The following is a 19056-nucleotide window of genomic DNA, read 5'->3' on the forward strand; positions in this document are numbered from 1 at the left end:
CAAAAAACTCCAGGAAAAAGTGATCAGGCGCTGACAGGGGTCTGGCGGGCAACCGGCGCAGCTTCGCGGTACTCGAGGTACTGACGCTGGATAGCGATATGGTCGGCTACGTATTTGGCGTCGTGCCACACCCCCCAGATAAACGACGAGCCACGCCGCGATTGCCATGGCAAACCGAGGAAGTAGATGCCGGCTTCGCTGGATACACCACGTTGGTGTTGCGGCTTGCCGGCGGCGTCGAAAGCGTCCACCTGTAGCCAGCTGTAGTCCACGACAAACCCGGTGGCCCAGATGATCGAGGTGATGCCCGCTTCGGCCAGGTCCAGCGTCAGGATTGGCTGCTTGATGCATTCAGCGTCGGGAAACACGCGACGTGCTTCGGGCTCCTGGGGCAGGTCGAGACCATTGCGTTCGACATACGCGTCGGCCGCGTCCAGCAGGGCCAGGTAGTTCTCATCCCCGCGTGCCAGGTTTTCCACCAGGTTGGGTTGGAACGTCGCCACTGTGCCGTCGAAGGCTTGGGTCAGGCCAACCAGGGTCATGCCTTGCTGGGCCAGTTCACGGAAGTCGATGGTCTTGCCGCCGTGGGCGCCGCTCACAGCAATGGTCACGTGTTCACGGCCAGGTTTCATCGCCGCCTGGTCCCACTCGCCCAAAACCCCCAGCCACCAGCAGAAATCCCGGTTGCGATAGGCGCGGGGCGGGCGGTCATGGGCGCCTACCGACAGGTAGACCTGGCGACCGGCGCGCTGCAGTTCATCGGCGATTTGTACGCCGGAAGAACCGGCGCCCACCACTAATACGGCGCCCGCCGGCAGTTGCCCAGGGTTGCGATAGTCGGCGGAATGGATCTGGTGCAGAGCCGTGCCTGTCGGCGCTATGCCTGGAATCACGGGCTTCTGGAATGGCCCGGTGGCGGCGACCACGCGGTTGGCTTCGATCACACCTTCACTGGTGTGCACGGTGAAGCCGGGGCGGCCGATGTTACGTACCACTGACGTCACGTCCACGCCAGTGCGGATCGGCGCATTGAATTTGCGTGCGTAGGCTTCAAAGTAATCGGCGACACGCTCTTTTGGCGCGAAGCCATCGGCAGGGACGTCGTCGAATTCCAGACCGGGGAAGCGGTCATGCCAGGCCGGGCCGTTGGCGACCAACGAGTCCCAGCGCCCGGTGCGCCAGCGTTCGGCGATACGGCTGCGCTCCAGCACCAGGTGCGGCACGCCTTGCTTGCTCAAATGCTCGCTCATGGCCACGCCAGCCTGACCTGCGCCCACCACCAGCGTGTCTATTTTTGTTATTGCTTGAGTCATGTGTCTGTCCTTGCGTAATGCAGTTGGATTCAGCTTGGGCATGACGTCAAGTTAGGGGGCGGGCGGTGATTAATAAAATATTATTAAGTTGGGAATTGAGCATAAATATCGGATGCAGAGGGGGCTGTAGGAGCTAGCTTGCTCGCGAAAAACGTCAACGCTAACGCGTGTTTTCTGAGTCAACGCGGCGCCTGTGGTTTTCTCGCGAGTAAGCTCGCTCCTACAAACAGCTTAGAGCTCTCCGGAGTACTTCACCGCCGCCGCCGCCCGCGACGGTACCTTCAGACTGCGCAGCAGGGACGACACATGAATGCGCACGGTAAACGGCGAGATATCCAGGGCCTTGGCGATTTCCTTGTTGGTCTTGCCCTGGGCAATCAGGCGCAACACTTCCTGCTGGCGGGTGGTAAGGGTATGAGTGTCCAGCGGCAGCAGGCCCGACGGCGCGAACTTGACCAGCACTTCGCCGGCGCGTATCGCCAGCAGCGCCTGGCCGATCTCATCCGGGGCGATGTTCTTGCCGATAAAACCGTCGACGCCCAAGGCCATGACTTGTTCGATCAGCGCAGGGTCGTCGACCATCGACACCACCACCAAGGTGGTGCGTCGCAGTTGCTGGCGCATTTCGGCCAGTTGGCTGATGCAGGTCAGGCCGGGAAAGCGCAAATCGAGGATCAGGGTATCGACCTCGCCCGCCTCGCGCAGCAACGTATTCACCGTGGCCAGGTCGCCGGCCTCTTGCACCTGGGCGTCGGGCAGCAAGCGTTGCACGGTGCGCGCCATGCCTTCGCGAAACATGGGGTGGTCGTCGGCGATGATGATCCGGCCGGTCATGGTGAGCTCCTTCCTGGGGCCAGGTTGTGTCGAGGCATGCTACTTTATTTACCCTCGGTGTAGGAGCGAGCTTGCTCGCGAAGCACGCACCGGCACCGCGTATTCCCAGGTCAACGCGTTATCGTTGACGTTTTTCGCGAGCAAGCTCGCTCCTACAGATGATAGGTCAAGGATATGACGATGAGCCCCGAGACCAACTCCGAACTCGATCAGGCTAATCTGCGCATCGTGGTGGCCAGCATCGCTATCGTTTACATCGGCGTGCTGGGCTTTTTGCCTGGGCAGTCGTTGGACACCTATCTGCCGGTGATCCTGTATATCTTGCTGTTCCTGCTGGCATCCATCGTGTTGCGCCAGGTGATCGCACGCTGGCCTGGGCATTATCCGGCGCGGCGGATCTTCGGCATGATCCACGACTACACGGGCACTTCGTTCGGCCTGGTGATGGGCGGTGAGGCGGCATTGCCGCTGTATGCGGTGATGGTCTGGGTGAACCTGGGCAACGGCATGCGCTACGGTTCGCGCTACCTGGCAATTGCGACGGGGCTGGCGTTGCTGGCGCTGTTGATCGTGTACCAACTCACGCCGCTGTGGCAGGCGCAACCCTTCATGATGCTGATGCTGATGATCACCAGCACAGTGATCCCGGTGTACGCCCATATCCTGTTGGAGCGCACACGCAAGGCTTCCGAGCAAGCCATCGCAGCCAACCTGGAAAAGTCGCGCTTTCTTGCCCAGGCCAGCCATGACCTGCGCCAGCCGATCCACTCCATCGGCCTGTTCACCGCCTGCTTGCGCGAAGCCCGCTTGGGGGAGGACGAACAGCGCCTGGTGGACAATATCGACCGCTCTTTGCTTAACGTGTCGCAATTGTTTCGTTCGATTCTCGACCTTTACACCCTCGACAACGGACGCCTGTTGCCCAAATACCAAGTGATTCACCTGGGTGACTTTCTCGCCGACCTGGTGCGCCAGAACGCCGAGGCTGCGCGTTGGGCTGGAGTGCAGTTGCGCTTGCGCGCCTGCGCTCACTGGGTGCTGGTCGACCCGGCCATGTTGGCAACGATGGTGCAGAACCTGCTTTCCAATTGCTTCAAATACGGCGCGCAACGACCAGTGCTGATCGGTGTGCGTGTTCGCGATAACGGCTTGGTAGTGGAGGTGCACGACCAGGGGCGGGGCATTGCCAGGGAGCATCTGTCAAAGGTCTTCGAAGAGTTTTATCGCGTGCGCCAACTGCGTGACAAGGACGTTGAAGGCGTGGGCCTTGGGCTGTCCATCGTCAAGCGCCTGGGGCAGTTGATGGGGTTGCAGGTGAGCCTGCGTTCGCGGGTGGGCCATGGCACCTCAGTGAGTCTGCATGGCCTGGCCCTGGCCACCGCGCCGCGTCAACCGGCAGTGCGTGACGATGCTCGCCAGGCCGGTCTGCTCAGCGGTCTGAAAGTGTGCCTGGTGGAGGATGACTACAACGTGCTGCTCGCCACCCAAGCTTTGCTCGAGCGCTGGGGGTGCGAGGTGCAGGCCGAGTCCACGGGGCAGGGCTTGGTCAGCGACTGCGACATCATCGTTGCCGACTACGATCTGGGCAACCATGCCACCGGCATTGAATGCATCGACCAGCTACGCGAACAACGCGGCTGGGCGGTGCCAGCGCTGATCCTCACCGGGCACGATGTGGAGAAAATCCAGGCCGCGTTGCATGATCGGCAGATCGCTATCCTCTCCAAACCGGTACGCCCTGCGGAGCTGCGCGGCACCCTGCGTGAGCTCAGTCAGGAAAAAATTACTGCATGAACGGCGTCAACCCATTGCCTTTGGCGCCCTTGGGCATGCAGTAGGCCGCGGGCTTCATCAGGCCGAAGCTGGCAATCGCGAACGCGCCGCCGCTCGCACCGCTGGGCACGGAGCAGTTGTACTCGCCGGAGGCTGTGTTAGCGACGTAGTAGGTGGTCATGGAGTCGCTGCGCACATTGGAAATACGTTTTACCGGCTCGCCCAGATTGGTTTCCGAAAGCTTCTTGAGATGATCTTCGGTGGGTTTGATATTGCTGCAACCGGCGACGCCGATAATCAAGGCGCCCAGCAGGGCAAGACGAGTGACAGGGGAGTGGAGTTTCATGGTGCTTCTTCCTTGGGGTTGTTTTGGTTTTTCCAACGCGCAAAGAACCCGCGCGCATTGAGTGCGCGGTGTGGGTGAGAACGTTGGAAGTGCCGCGGAATATAGCGCCGCCGTGGGGTGGGGTCGATTAGCACAAATGGGCTAGTGGCAGTTTGAGGTCATGGAAGGAGCTTGCGATGCTGGAGATAAAACGTGCCACGCCGGATGACGCCGAGCGTGCGTTCGAGATTCGACGCGAGGCCATTCGCGGCCAATGCATTGGCGCCTACAGCGCTGAGCAACTGGCGCTCTGGACCCGAGGTCACGCCAGCGATGGCTACAGCGTGTTGATGGAAAAACAGTTCTACATGGGCTGGCTGAATGACGAGCCTGTCGCCACCGGTATGCTCGATCTTGCCGACGGTGAAATAGGGGCCTTGTTTGTATTGCCCGCTTACATGGGGCAAGGCCTTGGCAAGGCAATGCTTGCTCATCTGGAAGGCGTGGCACGCCAGCAAGCGATTGAACAGGTTGTGCTGGATGCGACCTTGAACGCGGTAAGTTTTTATAGCGCGTGCGGGTATGTAGGCGATGAGCAGGCGGTGTATCGCTCTCCGTCCGGGTTGGTGCTGGCGTGTGTGCCGATGGTGAAGCGGCTGCGCGTTATGAGTCCCGCTTGAATGCAGCGCGCAATTGCTCGATCACCTGCGCCACCCCTGGCCCGTGAACCTGCGGCGGGGTGAGGCTCTCGCCAAACTCGCGCCATACAAACAGGGTCAGTTCAGCGCCATCGGTCATGGGTTCGAGGGGCGGCGTACCGAAAGCGTACAGCGAGCGGTAGCGTTCGTCCTGCCAGAACGCTCGCTCCACCCAGTCATAGACAGGAATGAAGTGAAAGTGCAGCGGGAAACCCGGCATATGTCCGTAGCGGCTGATATATAGCCACTTCGGCTGGAGCTGGGCTTGCATCACTCGTTGGATGTTGGCGAGCAAACCGCCCATTTCGGCCAGTGCGGCTTCTGGCATGTCAGCGAGGGAGTCAACCGGTACCTTGGCGCCAAGCATCAGGTAGCCCGGCAGCTTCGACGCTAGGTGGTGGTTGAGCTGCCAGTGCTCGGTCTGGTGAAGGATGAAGGCCGGGTCGATGTGCATACGCGCGCGTCCGTGTGGGCGGGAGCGCCAGGATAACAAAACTGCGGGCTTGCTCGCGAAGGCGGCCTGATAGCCGACCAGATGTCAGATCAGACCGCGTACATATCCGTTATTCAGGTAACGGCCACCTAGGGTTCCGCAATGGCGGCGGCTCACTTTGCAAAAGCGGCAAATCAAGCAAAACGCTCTTGCCCCATTACTCGGCACCTCGTTAGCGGGGCCCTATCGCCCTGCTTAGCCGCCGGCCACTGGACTGCGCCAGTCGTCCGAACCGGACGTCCCGGCGACCTCGTGAGTCCAGATGATCTTGCGATAGCTGAAGTGCACGTCCTCCAGATGGGTGAAATGGGCGTTGTCGGGGTCCTGGCAGTTGGGCATGCGCGATTGGATGTCCACGATGGTCGCGCCTTCCAGTTCAATGGTGAAATAGTGCTCCAGGGTCCCGGAGGAAGAGTTGCGCAGCCATTCCAACCGGCAGGACACTTCTTCGCCGGTAGTCAGGGCGCTGAACAGCAAGGGTGAGGATTTATCGAAAACCTTGCTGATCATCAGCGGTTTGTGCACGCGCTGACCGGTTGGCTGGCCGGATTGCGGGTCGCGAGGAATGATCACCTGGTGAGCAAATGCTTGTACCAGTATCTGGTCCTCATGACCTTCCTGATAAATGCTGCCTACCGAGTCCTGAGTAAATGTGCCTGCCGTAATCAAACCTTGTTTGACACCGGTGATGGAGAGATACGCGGGTGTTGGCATGACGGGTTTCCTTGCCTGATTGAGTAGGTATTGCCGAACAGCAAAAGCGCTGAAGGGGCAGAGGCCTATAACAAGAAGCGTGCCTGAAAGTATGAAAACCAATGAAATAAAGACCAAGGCGGCTCTGTGTTCGTTTGTTCAGAGCTTATTGTCGAGCGGTAGGTGGATTTCAGCGCTATTAGTTTCACGCCTGCGCGCACTTAGTTGCTCATGCCCTATAAGTTGTAAATGCGCGGCTGTCGGAGATAAAGCGTGGATTTTTCGATGAAGAGGTGCGCAAATAGTTGCGCATTCCTTTATTTGTTGGGTGTGTAGGACGTTTCTTAAGTTCCGTTCCGTTACTTGCTGATTGTTTTTGTCGTGGCTAAGGTTCACTCACTTCGATGAGTTTTGAATGGAAGTTCAAGGGCGTTTCGACAATGGCGTTAAGTCCTCCTATTTACCTCGGACGGATGTGTGCAACTCAAAATGGCTTATTCAGAAGAACTTTATGTTCATTACCGCAAGCTTGCACGGACAGCATGTTGCTCAAGCAGTTTTGTTGGTAGTGACGTGCGTTTTTCGAGCGAGTTTGAAGCGCTGGAGGCCGAGCTTGGCAAAGCCCAGTCTATCCATGTTGCGGGCCAGCCGGATTGGCAGAGGGTCAGCGAAATCAGCGAGCATTTGCTGCGTGATCACTCCAAGGATCTACGCGTCGCCGTCTGGTTGGTCTGGGCCCTGTATCAACGTGATTCATTTGCCGGATTGCTGGCCGGTCTCGGTTTGCTGCGTGACCTGTGTGAACTCCATTGGGAGCAGGTTTACCCTGGCAAGCTACGAACCCGTGCTGCGGCGTTTGGCTGGCTGGTGTCGCGCCTTGAGCAAGCGTTTGCACTCAAACCGTCGCTCAGCGATCAACGGCCTTTATTCCAGGCCCTGTTGGAACACCTGGCATGTCTCGACCAGCTATGGGGCGAACAACTTGGAAGCGATGCACCTTTGCTGCTGCCGATTCGCCGGCAATTGTCGGAGCGCTTGGCGCAGGGTGTATCCGAACCTGGCGGTGTCGCGAACGTCATTGCCCAGGTCAAGCAGACGACCCAGTTGCTGAGTCCCGGGCAACCGATCAATAACGAAAAAGACGCGCACAGACTGCTGCGCACTTTACAGGAGCAGGCCCGCCCGTTATGTGCCTGGTGGTTGCGCCAGGACGCAACCGACCTGCGTGCCTTGCGCCTGGGTCGAACCTTGGCGTGGTTGATGCTCGTCAATTATCCCGACGCCAACAGTGAGCGAGTAACGGCGTTGCGCCCGTTGGTCGCGGACAAGCGCAAGCGCTATCAAGAGCGTCTCAGCCAAGGCCATCACGCCGATCTGTTGCCTGAGCTTGAGGTAAGCCTGGCGGGTGCGTTGTTCTGGTTGGATGGTTTGCGCATGGTCTGGGAGTGCCTGGACGCCTTGCATGCAAACCTGGCCATGACTGAACTGGAGATGCATTTGGCTCTGCTGCTGCAGCGCCTGCCGCACCTGCCTGAATATCGGTTCAACGACGGCACCCCCTTTGCCGACCCTGCGACAGGTGAGTGGATCGCGCTGCATGTGATGCGTCACGTGCACAAGCCCGAGCCCTCCCATGTTGTCGCCGACAGTCACACGCAGCCCTGGGAGACCACATTGCAAGCGGTGATGCCTTGCCTGCGAAAGGACGGCCTCAAGGCAGCAGTGGCCGTACTCAAGCAAGGGCTGCAGGCGGCGTGCGGTGATCGAGCGCGCTTTCATTGGCGCCTGGCGCTGGCCAGGTTGTGCGTGGCGGCTGGCAAGCATGAGCTGGCCAGGCTTCAGCTGGAAGAACTCGACCTTCAATTACAGCGCACAGGTCTGGAAAGTTGGGAGCCGGCGCTGACCTTGCAAGTCGGCAAGCTTCTGTACCGCTGCTATGAGCTGTTGCCACAAACCCAGCCCATATGCGACTGCAAAGACGCACTGCATCGCAGGTTGTGCCATTTCGATCTTGAAGCAGTACTTGAATAGCGCCTCATCAAAAAGGAAAAGCACCATGGCCAAAGACGGTTCGGTAGCCCCCAAGGAACGTATCAATATTACTTTCAAACCCGCTGTCGGTGGGGCCCAGGAAGAAGTCGAGCTGCCGTTGAAGCTGCTGGTGCTGGGAGATTTTTCCCAGCGTGCGGACCATCGCAAACTCGAGGATCGCAAGCCCATCGGTATCGACAAGCACACCTTTGACGAGGTGTTGGCCAAGCAAGCCTTGAGCCTGACGCTGAGCGTACCCAATCGCCTGCAGGATACCGCTGATGTGGAGGAGTTGCCGATCCAGGTGCAGATCAACGTCATGAGGGACTTCAACCCCGCAAACCTGGTCGAGCAGATCCCGGCGTTGCAAAAGCTGATGGCATTGCGTGAAGCCCTGGTGGCGCTCAAGGGACCGCTGGGGAACACGCCGAACTTTCGCAAGGCTATCGAGCAGGCATTGGCCAATGACGACTCCCGCGCTCGAGTCCTGGCCGAACTGGGGCTGGACAGCCCTCAAGCATTGCCGTTTCAGTAAAGGGACACTGACACCATGAACACGATTGAACACAGCTCGAAACTCGTACAAACCACCGAAACCTGCAGCATCCTCGATAACATCATTGCCCAGACCTTGCTCAGTGCCGACGACGAGGCTTACGGCATCGCCAAGCGCGGCGTGTCGGCGTTCATTGCAGAGCTGGTGAAGCCACATAACTGTGATGAGCCGGTAAAGAAACACCTGGTCGACCGCATGATTGCCGAGATCGATACCAAGCTCAGCCAGCAAATGGATGAAATCCTGCACCATCCGGACTTCCAGGCACTGGAGGCTTCATGGCGAGGCTTGCAGTTGCTGGTCGAGCGCACCAATTTTCGCGAAAACATCAAGATCGAGCTCTTGAATGTCTCGCGCCAGGACCTCCTGGACGACTTCGAAGACTCATCGGAGATCACCCAGTCCGGGCTTTACAAACATGTCTACAGTGCTGAATACGGCCAGTTCGGCGGACAGCCGGTGGGCGCAATCATTGCCAACTACTTTCTCTCGCCCAACGCACCTGATGTGAAGCTGATGCAGTACGCATCCAGCGTCGCCAGCATGGCCCACGCGCCTTTTATCGCCGCTGCCGGGCCCGGGTTCTTCGGTTTGGAAAGTTTCACCGGGCTGCCGGACCTGAAGGATCTGCGAGATCATTTCGAAGGTCCGCAATTTGCCAAGTGGCAAAGTTTCCGGCAGAGCGAAGACGCCCGTTATATCGGCCTTACCGTACCGCGCTTTCTGTTGCGTACCCCGTATGACCCCCTTGAGTATCCAGTCAAGACCTTTGCCTACCAGGAGAATGTGGTTAATAGCCACGAGCATTACTTGTGGGGCAATACCGCGTATGCCTTTGCCACCCGCCTGACCGACAGCTTTGCGCGATTTCGCTGGTGCCCGAACATTATCGGCCCGCAAAGCGGCGGAGCGGTCGAGGACCTCCCGCTGCATCACTTCCAGAGCATGGGCGAGATCGAAACCAAAATTCCTACCGAGGTGCTGGTATCGGACCGACGCGAATACGAGTTGGCACAAGAAGGTTTCATCGCCTTGACCATGCGCAAAGGCAGCGATAACGCGGCGTTCTTTTCCGCCAGCTCCGTGCAGAAGCCAAAATCCTTTGGTATCAGTGAGGAGGGCAGGGCCGCAGAGCTGAATTACCGGCTGGGCACCCAATTGCCTTACATGATGGTAGTCAACCGCTTGGCGCACTACCTCAAAGTGCTGCAGCGCGAGCAGTTGGGCGCATGGAAAGAGCGCACAGACCTGGAGCTGGAACTCAACAAGTGGATTCGCCAGTACGTGGCGGACCAGGAAAATCCTAGTGCCGAGGTACGTGGGCGGCGCCCGTTGCGAGCTGCACGCATTGTCGTCAGTGATGTCGATGGCGAACCTGGCTGGTACCGGGTCAACCTGACTGTGCGCCCGCATTTCAAGTACATGGGGGCAGATTTCACTTTGTCCCTGGTCGGTAAGCTGGATAAAGAATGAGCAGAGGCTACGGCATGCCAGAGCACGGCAGCCTTTTCGAACGCCTCGAATGCGGTGCGTCGCCCCCGGAGGGCGGGGCGGCGTCCATTGCTGCCCATCTGGGGAAAATGCTCAGCACTCGCGCGGGCAGTGTCAAGACATTGCCTGATTATGGGCTGCCGGACCTCAATGACATGCGGCTTAGCTTGCATGAGTCCTTGAGCCAGTCGCGTCTACATATCGAGCGCTTTATCCAGGCCTATGAACCGCGGTTGACGAATGCACGTGTCAGGCTGTTGCCGGGGGCGCGTGAATCCCTGGAGTTGGCGTTTGCCATCGAGGCTGAGCGGGCCATTGACGGCATCCTGCAGCCCGTGGTGTTCCACGCCCGCCTCACGGATGCCGGGCGGGTTGAGGTTTTTACCGATGACGCTTGACCGATATTTTCAAAGCGAACTCAGTGCCCTGCGCCAACTGGGCAGGCGTTTTTCAGAGCGCAATCCCGCCCTGGCGCCGTTTCTCGCCGAGGCTGGCCAGGACCCGGATGTCGAACGCTTGCTGGAGGGTTTTGCCTTTTTGACCGCGCGCCTGCGCCAGAAGCTGGATGACGAACTGCCGGAGTTGACGCATTCGTTGATGCACTTGCTCTGGCCTCATTACATGCGGCCGATACCGGCCTTCAGCATCCTGCAATTCGATCCGTTGAAACGCGCTGGTCCCGGTGTTCGAGTGGGTCGGGACACCGCCGTGGAAAGCGCCACCATCCACGGCGAGCGTTGCCGGTTCCGTACATGCTACGCCACCGATGTCATGCCCCTGCAACTCAGTGGCCTGGAATACCGGAGCCAGGGCGAAGGGGCCCGTCTGGATTTGCACCTGAGCATGAGTGTCGCAGGTAACTTCAGCGAGTTGGCATTTGATTCACTGCGCTTGCACCTGGCCGGAGATCCTTATGTCAGTCAGGGCCTGTATCTGAACCTGTTGCGTCATCTCGATGGGATCTGCCTGCTGTTACTGGATCACGACGGTATGCCGATCATCGCCAGCGATGGCATGCCCGTGATGCTACGGCTCGCTGCTGACCAGGTTCGGCCGGTGGGATTCTCCAAGGAGCAGGCGTTGATTCCTTATCCGCAGAATGCCCTGGGGGGTTATCGACACCTGCAGGAGTACTTTGCTTTTCCCGAGAAGTACCTGTTTGTCGACGTTGAAGGTCTGAGTGTGCTGCACACGCTGTCTCACGAGCTGCTCCGGCAGGCGCATGGCATGGTAATGCGCTTTGAACATCGCACTCACGGCCGTGAACCTCAGCGTCCCACCCTGGACAACATAAAGTTGTATTGCACGCCCATCGTCAACCTGTTCAAGCAGGATGCGATTCCTATTCGCCTGGATGGAAAGCAGGATGAGTACCTCTTGGTGCCCGGGGAATATACGCCGGGTAATGCCAGCGTCTTTTCCGTGGATCAGGTCACTGGGTGGCGCCCCGGTGGCTTGGGCTATCAAACCTACGTGCCGTTCGAGTCGTTTGAGCATGACTGCGACACTGAGCCCCTGGCGGCACCGCCCAGCTACAGCATTCGCCAACGCTCGTCGGTTCAACATGCCGGGCTCGATACCTGGATGGGGTTTGGCAACCGCCGCGAACGGGGCCATGAAACCTTGTCGGTCGAACTGACCTGTACTAATTGCAACCTGCCGCGCCAACTGCGTGCGGGTGATATCAATCTGCCCGGTGAGCAGACGCCGGAGTCGTTGACGTTCCGCAACATCACCGCGCCAACGGCGAGCTTCGCACCACCACTGGACCAAGACTATCTGTGGAAGCTCATCAGCAACATGTCGCTCAACTATTTGTCGTTGACCGATATCAATGCCTTGAAAGTGATTCTGGAGTCCTACGATTTGTCGCGTTATTACGATCGCCAGGCCCTGAAGGTCAGCCAGAAAAGACTGGGCGCCTTGCTCTCCATCCGCCAAGAGCCAGTGGATCGCCTGCACCGCGGGCTGCCCATCCGAGGCGTGCGGATCGATCTGACGGTCGATTCCCAGGGCTTTGTTGGCCAGGGCGACCTGTTTGTATTCGCTTGCGTTCTAAATGAGTTTTTTGCGCTTTATGCCAGCCTCAATTCGTATCACGAGTTGCGGGTCATCAGCACACAAGGAGACGTGTATCTATGGCCATCCCAGATGGGACAGCAACCCCAGCTCTGACTCAACTTTGTCGCGTTATCCGTGAGTTCACGTTGTTTCAGGCGGTTCTGCAGGTTATCGAGCATTTGCGCGAGGCCCATCCGCTTTTAGATGACGACGCGCTGTACGACCAGTTGGAGTTCCAGGCCAACCCTGGTCTCGGGTTTGCCGCGCACGATATTGACCGGGTGGAGTTCTTTATGGAACAGGGCCAATTGCGCGCACGCCTGCGTCTGAATGTGTTGGGGTTATTCGGTGCGGGGTCACCACTGCCCGCGTTTTATGGTGAGCAGGCATTCGCCGAGCGCTCGGGTGGCAACCCGACTCGGGATTTCCTCGACCTGTTCCACCATCGGCTGCACCGGCTGATGCTGCCGATCTGGCGCAAGTACCGCTATCGGGCGTGTTTCCGGGCAGGTGCCAACGATAGGTTTTCCGAGCAGATGTTTGCCTTGATAGGGCTGGGCGCAGCTGCGATACGGGGCGTTTGCCAAGTCGATTGCAAGCGCTTGCTGCCTTACCTTGGCTTGCTGAGTTTACGGGTGCATTCGGCGGCGTTGATCGAGTCGGTCCTGCGTTACTACTTCATGCACGAGGCGTTGTTTCTAGAGCAATGGGTTGCACGTACGGTCGAGGTCTGCCAGACGCAGCGCAATCATCTGGGGCGGGCCAATAGTGCTCTTGGCGATGACCTGGTTCTGGGGCACCGCATCGCTGACCGCAGTGGCAAGTTCAGGGTGCATGTCCGGGCGCTGTGCTGGGAGCGTTTCCACGATTTTCTGCCCACCGGAAGTGCCTACCAACCACTGCGTTCGCTGGTGCGCCTGACCCTGCGGGACCCCTTGGACTACGACCTGAGCCTGATGTTGGCGCAGGGCCAGATCAAGGCCTTGCATATTGGTGAGAACACAGTTTGCCGCCTGGGCTGGACCACTTGGCTGGCGCATGAACAGGCCGATGGCGTGGTCACGCTGACCCACAATTCATCAGGGATTAATGACCATGACTAATGCGGACCTGCAACAACTGATCGGCGCGCTGTCGGCAAGACCGACACAGTGCTGGCCCTGGCGTGTTTCGACGAGTGCAGCCCATGACCGATAACCTGCTTGGTAAAGAGGCCGACCCGCTGGTTTATGTCGACGCGCTGTCTGCCTGTTTCACACGCTTGGGGTTCGAGCGCGATGAACATTCGTTACTTGAAGGATGCGTTACCGGGGCGGCACGGCTGAGCCAGTGTGAGCTCAGCCAATTGTATCTGCTGGACGAAGTGACCGGCCGGCTTGAACTGACCGCTCAACATATGGCCCAGATACCATCGCTCTCCGTTGCGCCTGCGTGTCCCGATCAGTCCCACCAAGGGCTGCTGCACGCAACCTTGAACCAGGGCTCCGTCCTGAGTCTGGAGGATGTGCAAGACAGTGGGTATGACACCCGCTTCCTCCCGGCAATGGCGATACCCTGGCGTGCGCTATTGATCGTGCCGCTGCTCAGCCGATGCAAACGTATGACCGGTGTGCTGGTCTTCGCCCGCCAGCAGTCGGTCCAGTTGCGAGTCTACGCCTCATCCTTGGGGCATTTGGGCAGCTTCGCCTTGAATCAGTTACTCGCACTGCGCGATATCCAGCCCATCGTTGGCACAAAGCGCAGATGCGACAAACCGTTGGCTGGAACATATGGCTTGATTGGCACCAGTGCGGCAATGGAGCAGGCGTGCCGGCTGATCAGTAAAGTGCTGCACACGTCTTATACCGTGCTGCTGCACGGTGAGACCGGCACTGGCAAGGAAGTGGTGGCCCGCGCCATCCATGCCGCCGGGCCGCGCAAGGCCAAGGCCTTTGTCGTGCAGAACTGCGCAGCGTTCCCGGAAGGGTTGCTTGAAAGCGAACTGTTCGGCTACCGAAAAGGCGCGTTCACTGGCGCCGAGCGCAATCACGCGGGGCTGTTCGACGCTGCGCATGGCGGTACGTTGCTGCTGGATGAGATCGGCGATATGCCGCTGTCACTGCAAGCCAAGTTGCTGCGGGTATTGCAGGAGGGCGAGGTTCGCCCACTGGGCGCCAGTGCAGCCCATAAGGTTGATGTCCGCATCATTGCTGCCACCCATCGCGACCTCGCGGCGATGGTTGCCGAGGGGCGCTTTCGCGAGGATCTCTATTATCGGCTTGCTCAGTTTCCCATCACTCTACCGGCCCTGCGCGAGCGAGACGGCGATGTACAGCAACTGGCGCGCTATTTCACGGACAAGGTTTGCGAAGCGCTGGAAAGGTCACCTGTCGATTGGTCGAATACCGCCCTTGATCAACTTTCCAGCCACAGCTTCCCCGGCAACATACGCGAGCTCAAATGCCTGGTGGAGCGCGCCGTGCTGTTGTGTGACGACAGCGTGATCCGACCGGAGCATCTGGCGCTGCCAATGACACTGACGCCAGCCGCTACCGATGAAGCGACCCTGCGCCAGCGCATGGAGCGAGTGGAGCGCACGTTTTTGCTCGATTGCCTGCACAAGAATCGCGGTAATCGCACCCGTACGGCACGGGAGCTAGGGGTTGCCCGGCGTACGCTGCTCTACCGTCTTGCCCGCTTGAACATTCCCTTTGGCGATGCCAGGGAAGAACGCTGAATGACGCACCTTATTTTCACTATGGGAGAAAGCCGATGCCTGATCGTCCATGGCACATCGTCGTGCTTGTACTGTTTTTGCTGGGTGGCTGTAACGCCAACTATGTATTCGATGACGCTGAGTACCATCCTGTGGGTGACCCACAGGCGATCACTCGTGGCCGCTGAATGGAGGGTCATGAAGATGCAGCTTGTGTTTGAGATCTGCGCGCCCGAGAGCGAAAAGAACGTGCCCCTGGACCGCAAAGTGTTTGACGTGAGTGGTGGCGTGATCGGCCGCGGCTCGGAATGTGATTGGGTAATACCTGACGCCAGCCGCGTGCTCTCCAGCCACCATGGACTGGTCGCCTACCGCGAGGGCCGCTATTTCCTCACGGATATCAGCCGCAACGGAATCAGGGTGGCAGGGAGTCATGAGCGCCTGCGCAAGGGGCACGCGCGATTGATCAGTGATGGCGAAGTGTTCGAGCTGGGAGCGTTGGCGATACGTGCGCGCTTGCTGGAGCCACCGCAACCTGCTGGCGGCTTGCAGGCCGCCTCGGCAGTAACGATCCCTGAAGACGCCTTCCTCTCGCTGGGCCCTTCGCATCAGTTGGACCTTGATTGCCGTATGCATGCCTTTTCGCAGGATCTGGAGGCATTGAACGAGTCCGCCGATGAGCAGCAAGTGTGGACGGATCGCTACGGGGCTGACCGGGAGCACGTGGTCTTCCCACGTCGGGAAGAACCCGCGGTAGAGGTTGCTACGGTACAGGCAGCGATGACTGTGCCGACTGATGACGAGTTCTGGCCACAATTTGCAGCAGCCTTGGGCCTGGACCTGAATACGCTCGATCAACCGGGTCGGCAAGCACTGGCGATCAAGGTGGCGCGCTTATTTCGCCTGACGATCGAAGGGTTGCAACAAAGTTTGCGCACCCGTGACGAATTGAATAACGAGTTGGATACAGCGCCGTTCGGCAGCCATGGTGTGGGCCTTAATCCCTTGAAAGCGTGTAGCGACATCGATGCTGCGGTAGCTGCGATGTTGGATATAAGTGCGTTAGGCCAGATGCCCGCTGTACGGGCTATCACCCAGGCTCACCGGGAACTGCAAGCGCATCAGGTCGCACTGTTGGCCGCCTGTCGAAGCACCTTGCGCAACGCCCGTGCGGCCTTTGAGCCCAGCTATCTGTTGGGATGCTTCGAGTCCTCGGGCAAGTCGGTCGGGTTTTTCTCGGATGGTGGGCATTGGCGTGCGTACCAGCGTCATTACCAGCGTCTGGTGGCGCAAGAGCGATTGAGTGATCGTCCTTTGGGGGGCGACTTCGCCAAGGCCTATGAGGAGCAGGTGCGCCTGATCTCCAGCCTGCATATTGATTTTCCAGGATAATGCTCATGTACCGAGTCACCCTTGCTTTGCTGTTGCTCATGTTCGGGCTATTGACAGGTTGCAGCGCCGCCTCGCCTTTTTCTAAGCTGACCAAGCTAGACATGGCGCTGACCGCCAGTGAACTCGTCAACCCGGATCTGCATGGCCGCCCCTCGCCAGTTGTGGTGCAGTTGATTGAACTGCGCCAGGGCGTCGCTTTTGAACATGCCGACTTCTTCGGTCTGTATGGCAATGCGCAGCAGACGCTGTCCAAGGACTGGGTAAACAGCGACGAACTTGAATTGCGCCCTGGGGACCGCCTGGGGCTCAAGCTTCGTATCGGACCTGACAGTCGTTTCGTGGGGGTGCTGGCGGCTTATCGAGACCTGCCCAATGTCCAGTGGCGGCTACTGATCCCGCTGACCGTGCAACAACGTAACCGTGCTGATCTGGTATTGGATCAGACCGGTATACGCGTTGCTGGCTCACTCGCCGGCCTGGAGGCGCAGTGACATGCAGGCTCAGAAAGTTATCTGGCAAGAAGGCATGCTGTTGCGGCCACAGCACTTGCAGCACAACGACCGTTATTATCATCAACAACTCACCCAGACGCGCTTGTTGGGCAGTGATACCTGGGGCTTGCTCACGCTGGAACTCAATTTGCAGTACCTCAAGCTGGGCAAGCTGGTGGTCAACCAGGCCAGCGGCGTTTTGCCGGACGGTAGCCTGTTTGAGTTGAGCCCCGGCATGGAACCTCTGGTGTTGCAGGTACCCACCGACACGGGCAGACAAGGCGTTTTCCTGGCGCTCCCGTTGGCCAGTGGCAGTCACCTTGAAGTTCGCCAGCCAGGACAGAGTGATGTGCTGGCACGCTACGTCAGCTGCGAAGTGGAAGTGGGAGATGCCAATGCGGGTGTGGATACGCGTTGCCGGATCAACTGCGCACGTCCCGACTTACGTCTTCTGTTGGGCGAACACCCGCATGACGAGCACTTCGTCAAACTCAAGATCGCCCAGGTACTGGACGCCACCGACGAGGGGGGAGTGAACCTGGATACAACGTTCATCCCTACGTTCATTTTCGTGCAGGAGCATGGGTACGTGGCGTCGTGTCTCAAGGAGGTGATCGGCCTGCTTGTCAGCAGGGGCGATGCCATCGCTGCACGTATTCGTGGCGAGAGCACGACCGCAGGCACACAAATCGCTGACTTCCTGATGCTGCAAGTAATCAATCGTACCGAGCTGGAGCTGCGCCACTGCCTGAGCCAGGCTCGGGTGCGGCCCGAAGCAGTGTTCCGTGCGCTGGTGTCCCTGCTCGGTGAGTTATCAACGTTCGCCAGTGACAGTAAGCGTGCGCAGTTGAACGTTCATTACCAACACGGTGATCAGGGCGCCAGTTTTCGTGGGCTGATGGAGCAGGTGCGCTTGGTGCTGTCTGTGGTGTTGGAGCAACAGGCGATCAAGTTGGCTTTGCAGCCGCGCCAATATGGCGTCCTGGTATGCCCAGTCAGCGAGTTGAAATTGCTTGGTACGGCCACCTTCATTTTGGCGGCCACTGCGCAGTGTGAGGCGCAGGAACTGCGCCAGCGTCTGCCGGCACACCTGAAAGTCGCGCCGGTTGAGCGCATACGTGAATTGGTCAACCTGCACTTGGCCGGTATCAAGGTCACGTCGTTGCCAGTGGCGCCGCGACAGATTCCATTTCACGCCGGCAAGACCTACTTCATGCTCGATATGAGCGCTCGTGATATCGCACAACTGGAGCAGTCAGGTGGTTTCGCTTTCCACGTAGGAGGTGAGTTCACCGGGCTTGAACTTGACTTCTGGGCCATCAGGAATTGAACGCCATGGAAAGTGAATGCACTCAAGATGAAAAAACCGTCTTGCTTGACCGGGAAAGTCATGGGCCTGCCCAAGGACCATTAACGGACTTCCCGTCGCCGCCGCGTTATGAGCAGTTGGAAGATCGGATGATCTACGCCGGCCTCAGGCTCGATACGCAAAGCTTCCAGGTTGGGCTCAACCCTATAGTCGACGCAGCCTGGGCGGTATTGTCCGAGGTTGTAGGGCTCAGGCGCTGCTCTGGCCGTGAAAGTTGGGACACGCTCAACGAGCGGTTGTCGTTGGCTGTCAATCAATTTGAAACCCACGCTTTGCAGGGCGGCGTGGAAAGCAGCCAGATAATATCGGCGCGTTATGTGTTGTGCAGTGTGATTGACGAGGCGGTCTTGATAACTCCGTGGGGGGCGCAGAGCGAGTGGTCGAAAAAGAGCCTGTTGAGCCGCTTTCATAACGAAACCTTCGGGGGCGAAAAAGTTTTCCAACTGCTGGAGCGGCTGTCGCGCGACCCCCTCAAGCACCTGGCGATGCTGGAGCTTTTGTACCTGTGTCTATCTTTGGGGTTCGAGGGCAAATACCGGGTCATGGAGCGGGGCGCGTCACAACTTGAGGCTGTTCGTGATGCCTTGTATCGCCAGATCAGGCATGTACGTGGGGAACCGCTGAAGGCGCCGCTACTGCCTGCCATACAGGGGAAGGACCCGCACAAGCGGATCCGTGTCATTCCCGTCACCTGGTGTGTGGCATTCACCCTGAGCTGTTTGTTGGCTCTGTATACAGGATTTGCCTGGGTACTGAGCAAGGAACGATCGAATGCACTGCAACCCCTTCAATTCTCGGCGTCGGACCTGATTCGTACGCCCTTGTAAACGCTGGAGCAATG

At 58.8% G+C, this 19056-nt stretch carries 19 protein-coding genes; 14 read left to right on the forward strand and 5 right to left on the reverse strand.

Annotated elements, in window-relative coordinates:
- Positions 1-23 precede the first annotated feature (23 nt).
- On the reverse strand, positions 24-1355 hold the full coding sequence (locus JFT58_RS19020) for a flavin-containing monooxygenase (RefSeq protein ID WP_371264156.1): 1332 nt from the start codon (positions 1353-1355) through the stop codon (positions 24-26).
- Positions 1356-1544: 189 nt separating this feature from the next.
- Positions 1545-2147, reverse strand: coding sequence for a LuxR C-terminal-related transcriptional regulator (locus tag JFT58_RS19025; protein ID WP_054898522.1), 603 nt, complete (start codon positions 2145-2147; stop codon positions 1545-1547).
- A gap of 180 nt (positions 2148-2327) precedes the next feature.
- On the opposite strand from JFT58_RS19025, the gene JFT58_RS19030 reads away from it, so the two are divergent.
- Complete coding sequence (locus tag JFT58_RS19030) at positions 2328-3941, forward strand: ATP-binding response regulator (RefSeq protein ID WP_034126112.1); 1614 nt, start codon at positions 2328-2330, stop codon at positions 3939-3941.
- On the opposite strand, the gene JFT58_RS19035 is transcribed toward JFT58_RS19030, so the two are convergent.
- Complete coding sequence (locus JFT58_RS19035; protein ID WP_044273082.1) at positions 3931-4266, reverse strand: hypothetical protein; 336 nt, start codon at positions 4264-4266, stop codon at positions 3931-3933. The two genes, JFT58_RS19030 and JFT58_RS19035, sit on opposite strands and share 11 nt — an antisense overlap.
- A 176-nt stretch (positions 4267-4442) precedes the next feature.
- Between JFT58_RS19035 and JFT58_RS19040 the strand changes: the two genes are divergently transcribed.
- Complete coding sequence (locus JFT58_RS19040) at positions 4443-4925, forward strand: GNAT family N-acetyltransferase (RefSeq protein ID WP_054898523.1); 483 nt, start codon at positions 4443-4445, stop codon at positions 4923-4925.
- Here the strand turns inward: JFT58_RS19040 and JFT58_RS19045 are convergent.
- Together JFT58_RS19045 and JFT58_RS19050 are read right to left on the reverse strand one after the other, a co-directional pair.
- The gene (locus JFT58_RS19045) at positions 4909-5397 is read right to left on the reverse strand and encodes an HIT family protein (RefSeq protein WP_054898524.1); all 489 of its coding nucleotides are present in this window, start codon (positions 5395-5397) and stop codon (positions 4909-4911) included. The genes JFT58_RS19040 and JFT58_RS19045 overlap by 17 nt on opposite strands.
- Positions 5398-5631: 234 nt before the next feature.
- Positions 5632-6150 carry an Hcp family type VI secretion system effector gene (locus JFT58_RS19050; RefSeq protein ID WP_034126109.1) on the reverse strand — a complete coding sequence of 173 codons (519 nt, stop codon included), beginning with the start codon at positions 6148-6150 and terminating at the stop codon, positions 5632-5634.
- Between the two features lie 468 nt (positions 6151-6618).
- Between JFT58_RS19050 and tssA the strand changes: the two genes are divergently transcribed.
- The 12 genes from tssA (at position 6619) to icmH (ending at position 19042) form a co-directional block, all read left to right on the forward strand.
- On the forward strand, positions 6619-8160 hold the full coding sequence (tssA, locus tag JFT58_RS19055; protein ID WP_054898525.1) for a type VI secretion system protein TssA: 1542 nt from the start codon (positions 6619-6621) through the stop codon (positions 8158-8160).
- Positions 8161-8185: 25 nt separating this feature from the next.
- Positions 8186-8695 (forward strand): type VI secretion system contractile sheath small subunit, encoded by a 510-nt coding sequence (gene tssB, locus JFT58_RS19060; protein ID WP_054898526.1) that lies wholly within the window; start codon positions 8186-8188, stop codon positions 8693-8695.
- A 15-nt stretch (positions 8696-8710) separates the two neighbouring features.
- A complete protein-coding gene (tssC, locus tag JFT58_RS19065) occupies positions 8711-10189 on the forward strand; it encodes a type VI secretion system contractile sheath large subunit (RefSeq protein ID WP_054898527.1) in 1479 nt (492 codons plus the stop codon).
- A gap of 14 nt (positions 10190-10203) precedes the next feature.
- The gene (gene tssE, locus JFT58_RS19070; RefSeq protein ID WP_054898539.1) at positions 10204-10605 is read left to right on the forward strand and encodes a type VI secretion system baseplate subunit TssE; all 402 of its coding nucleotides are present in this window, start codon (positions 10204-10206) and stop codon (positions 10603-10605) included.
- Entirely contained in the window at positions 10595-12382 is a 1788-nt protein-coding gene (gene tssF / locus JFT58_RS19075; protein WP_054898528.1) for a type VI secretion system baseplate subunit TssF, read from the forward strand. The genes tssE and tssF overlap by 11 nt, the downstream gene beginning before the upstream one ends.
- The gene (gene tssG, locus JFT58_RS19080) at positions 12346-13371 is read left to right on the forward strand and encodes a type VI secretion system baseplate subunit TssG (RefSeq protein ID WP_054898529.1); all 1026 of its coding nucleotides are present in this window, start codon (positions 12346-12348) and stop codon (positions 13369-13371) included. Before tssF ends, tssG begins: the two co-directional genes overlap by 37 nt.
- An 83-nt stretch (positions 13372-13454) precedes the next feature.
- Positions 13455-14984: a sigma-54-dependent Fis family transcriptional regulator gene (locus JFT58_RS19085; RefSeq protein WP_054898530.1), complete on the forward strand. Its 1530-nt coding sequence runs from the start codon at positions 13455-13457 to the stop codon at positions 14982-14984.
- A 35-nt stretch (positions 14985-15019) separates the two neighbouring features.
- On the forward strand, positions 15020-15151 hold the full coding sequence (locus JFT58_RS19090; RefSeq protein WP_034126102.1) for a hypothetical protein: 132 nt from the start codon (positions 15020-15022) through the stop codon (positions 15149-15151).
- A gap of 10 nt (positions 15152-15161) precedes the next feature.
- Positions 15162-16355, forward strand: a complete 1194-nt coding sequence (gene tagH / locus JFT58_RS19095) for a type VI secretion system-associated FHA domain protein TagH (protein ID WP_054898531.1) — start codon at positions 15162-15164, stop codon at positions 16353-16355.
- Positions 16356-16360: 5 nt separating this feature from the next.
- Positions 16361-16846: a type VI secretion system lipoprotein TssJ gene (tssJ, locus tag JFT58_RS19100; RefSeq protein ID WP_034126100.1), complete on the forward strand. Its 486-nt coding sequence runs from the start codon at positions 16361-16363 to the stop codon at positions 16844-16846.
- A gap of 1 nt (position 16847) precedes the next feature.
- Positions 16848-18176 (forward strand): type VI secretion system baseplate subunit TssK, encoded by a 1329-nt coding sequence (tssK, locus tag JFT58_RS19105; RefSeq protein ID WP_054898532.1) that lies wholly within the window; start codon positions 16848-16850, stop codon positions 18174-18176.
- A 5-nt stretch (positions 18177-18181) separates the two neighbouring features.
- On the forward strand, positions 18182-19042 hold the full coding sequence (gene icmH / locus JFT58_RS19110; protein WP_054898533.1) for a type IVB secretion system protein IcmH/DotU: 861 nt from the start codon (positions 18182-18184) through the stop codon (positions 19040-19042).
- Positions 19043-19056 lie beyond the last annotated feature (14 nt).

It is taken from the genome of Pseudomonas sp. MF6767 (assembly GCF_016405475.1).
GTDB classification, from domain to species: Bacteria; Pseudomonadota; Gammaproteobacteria; order Pseudomonadales; family Pseudomonadaceae; genus Aquipseudomonas; species Aquipseudomonas paracarnis.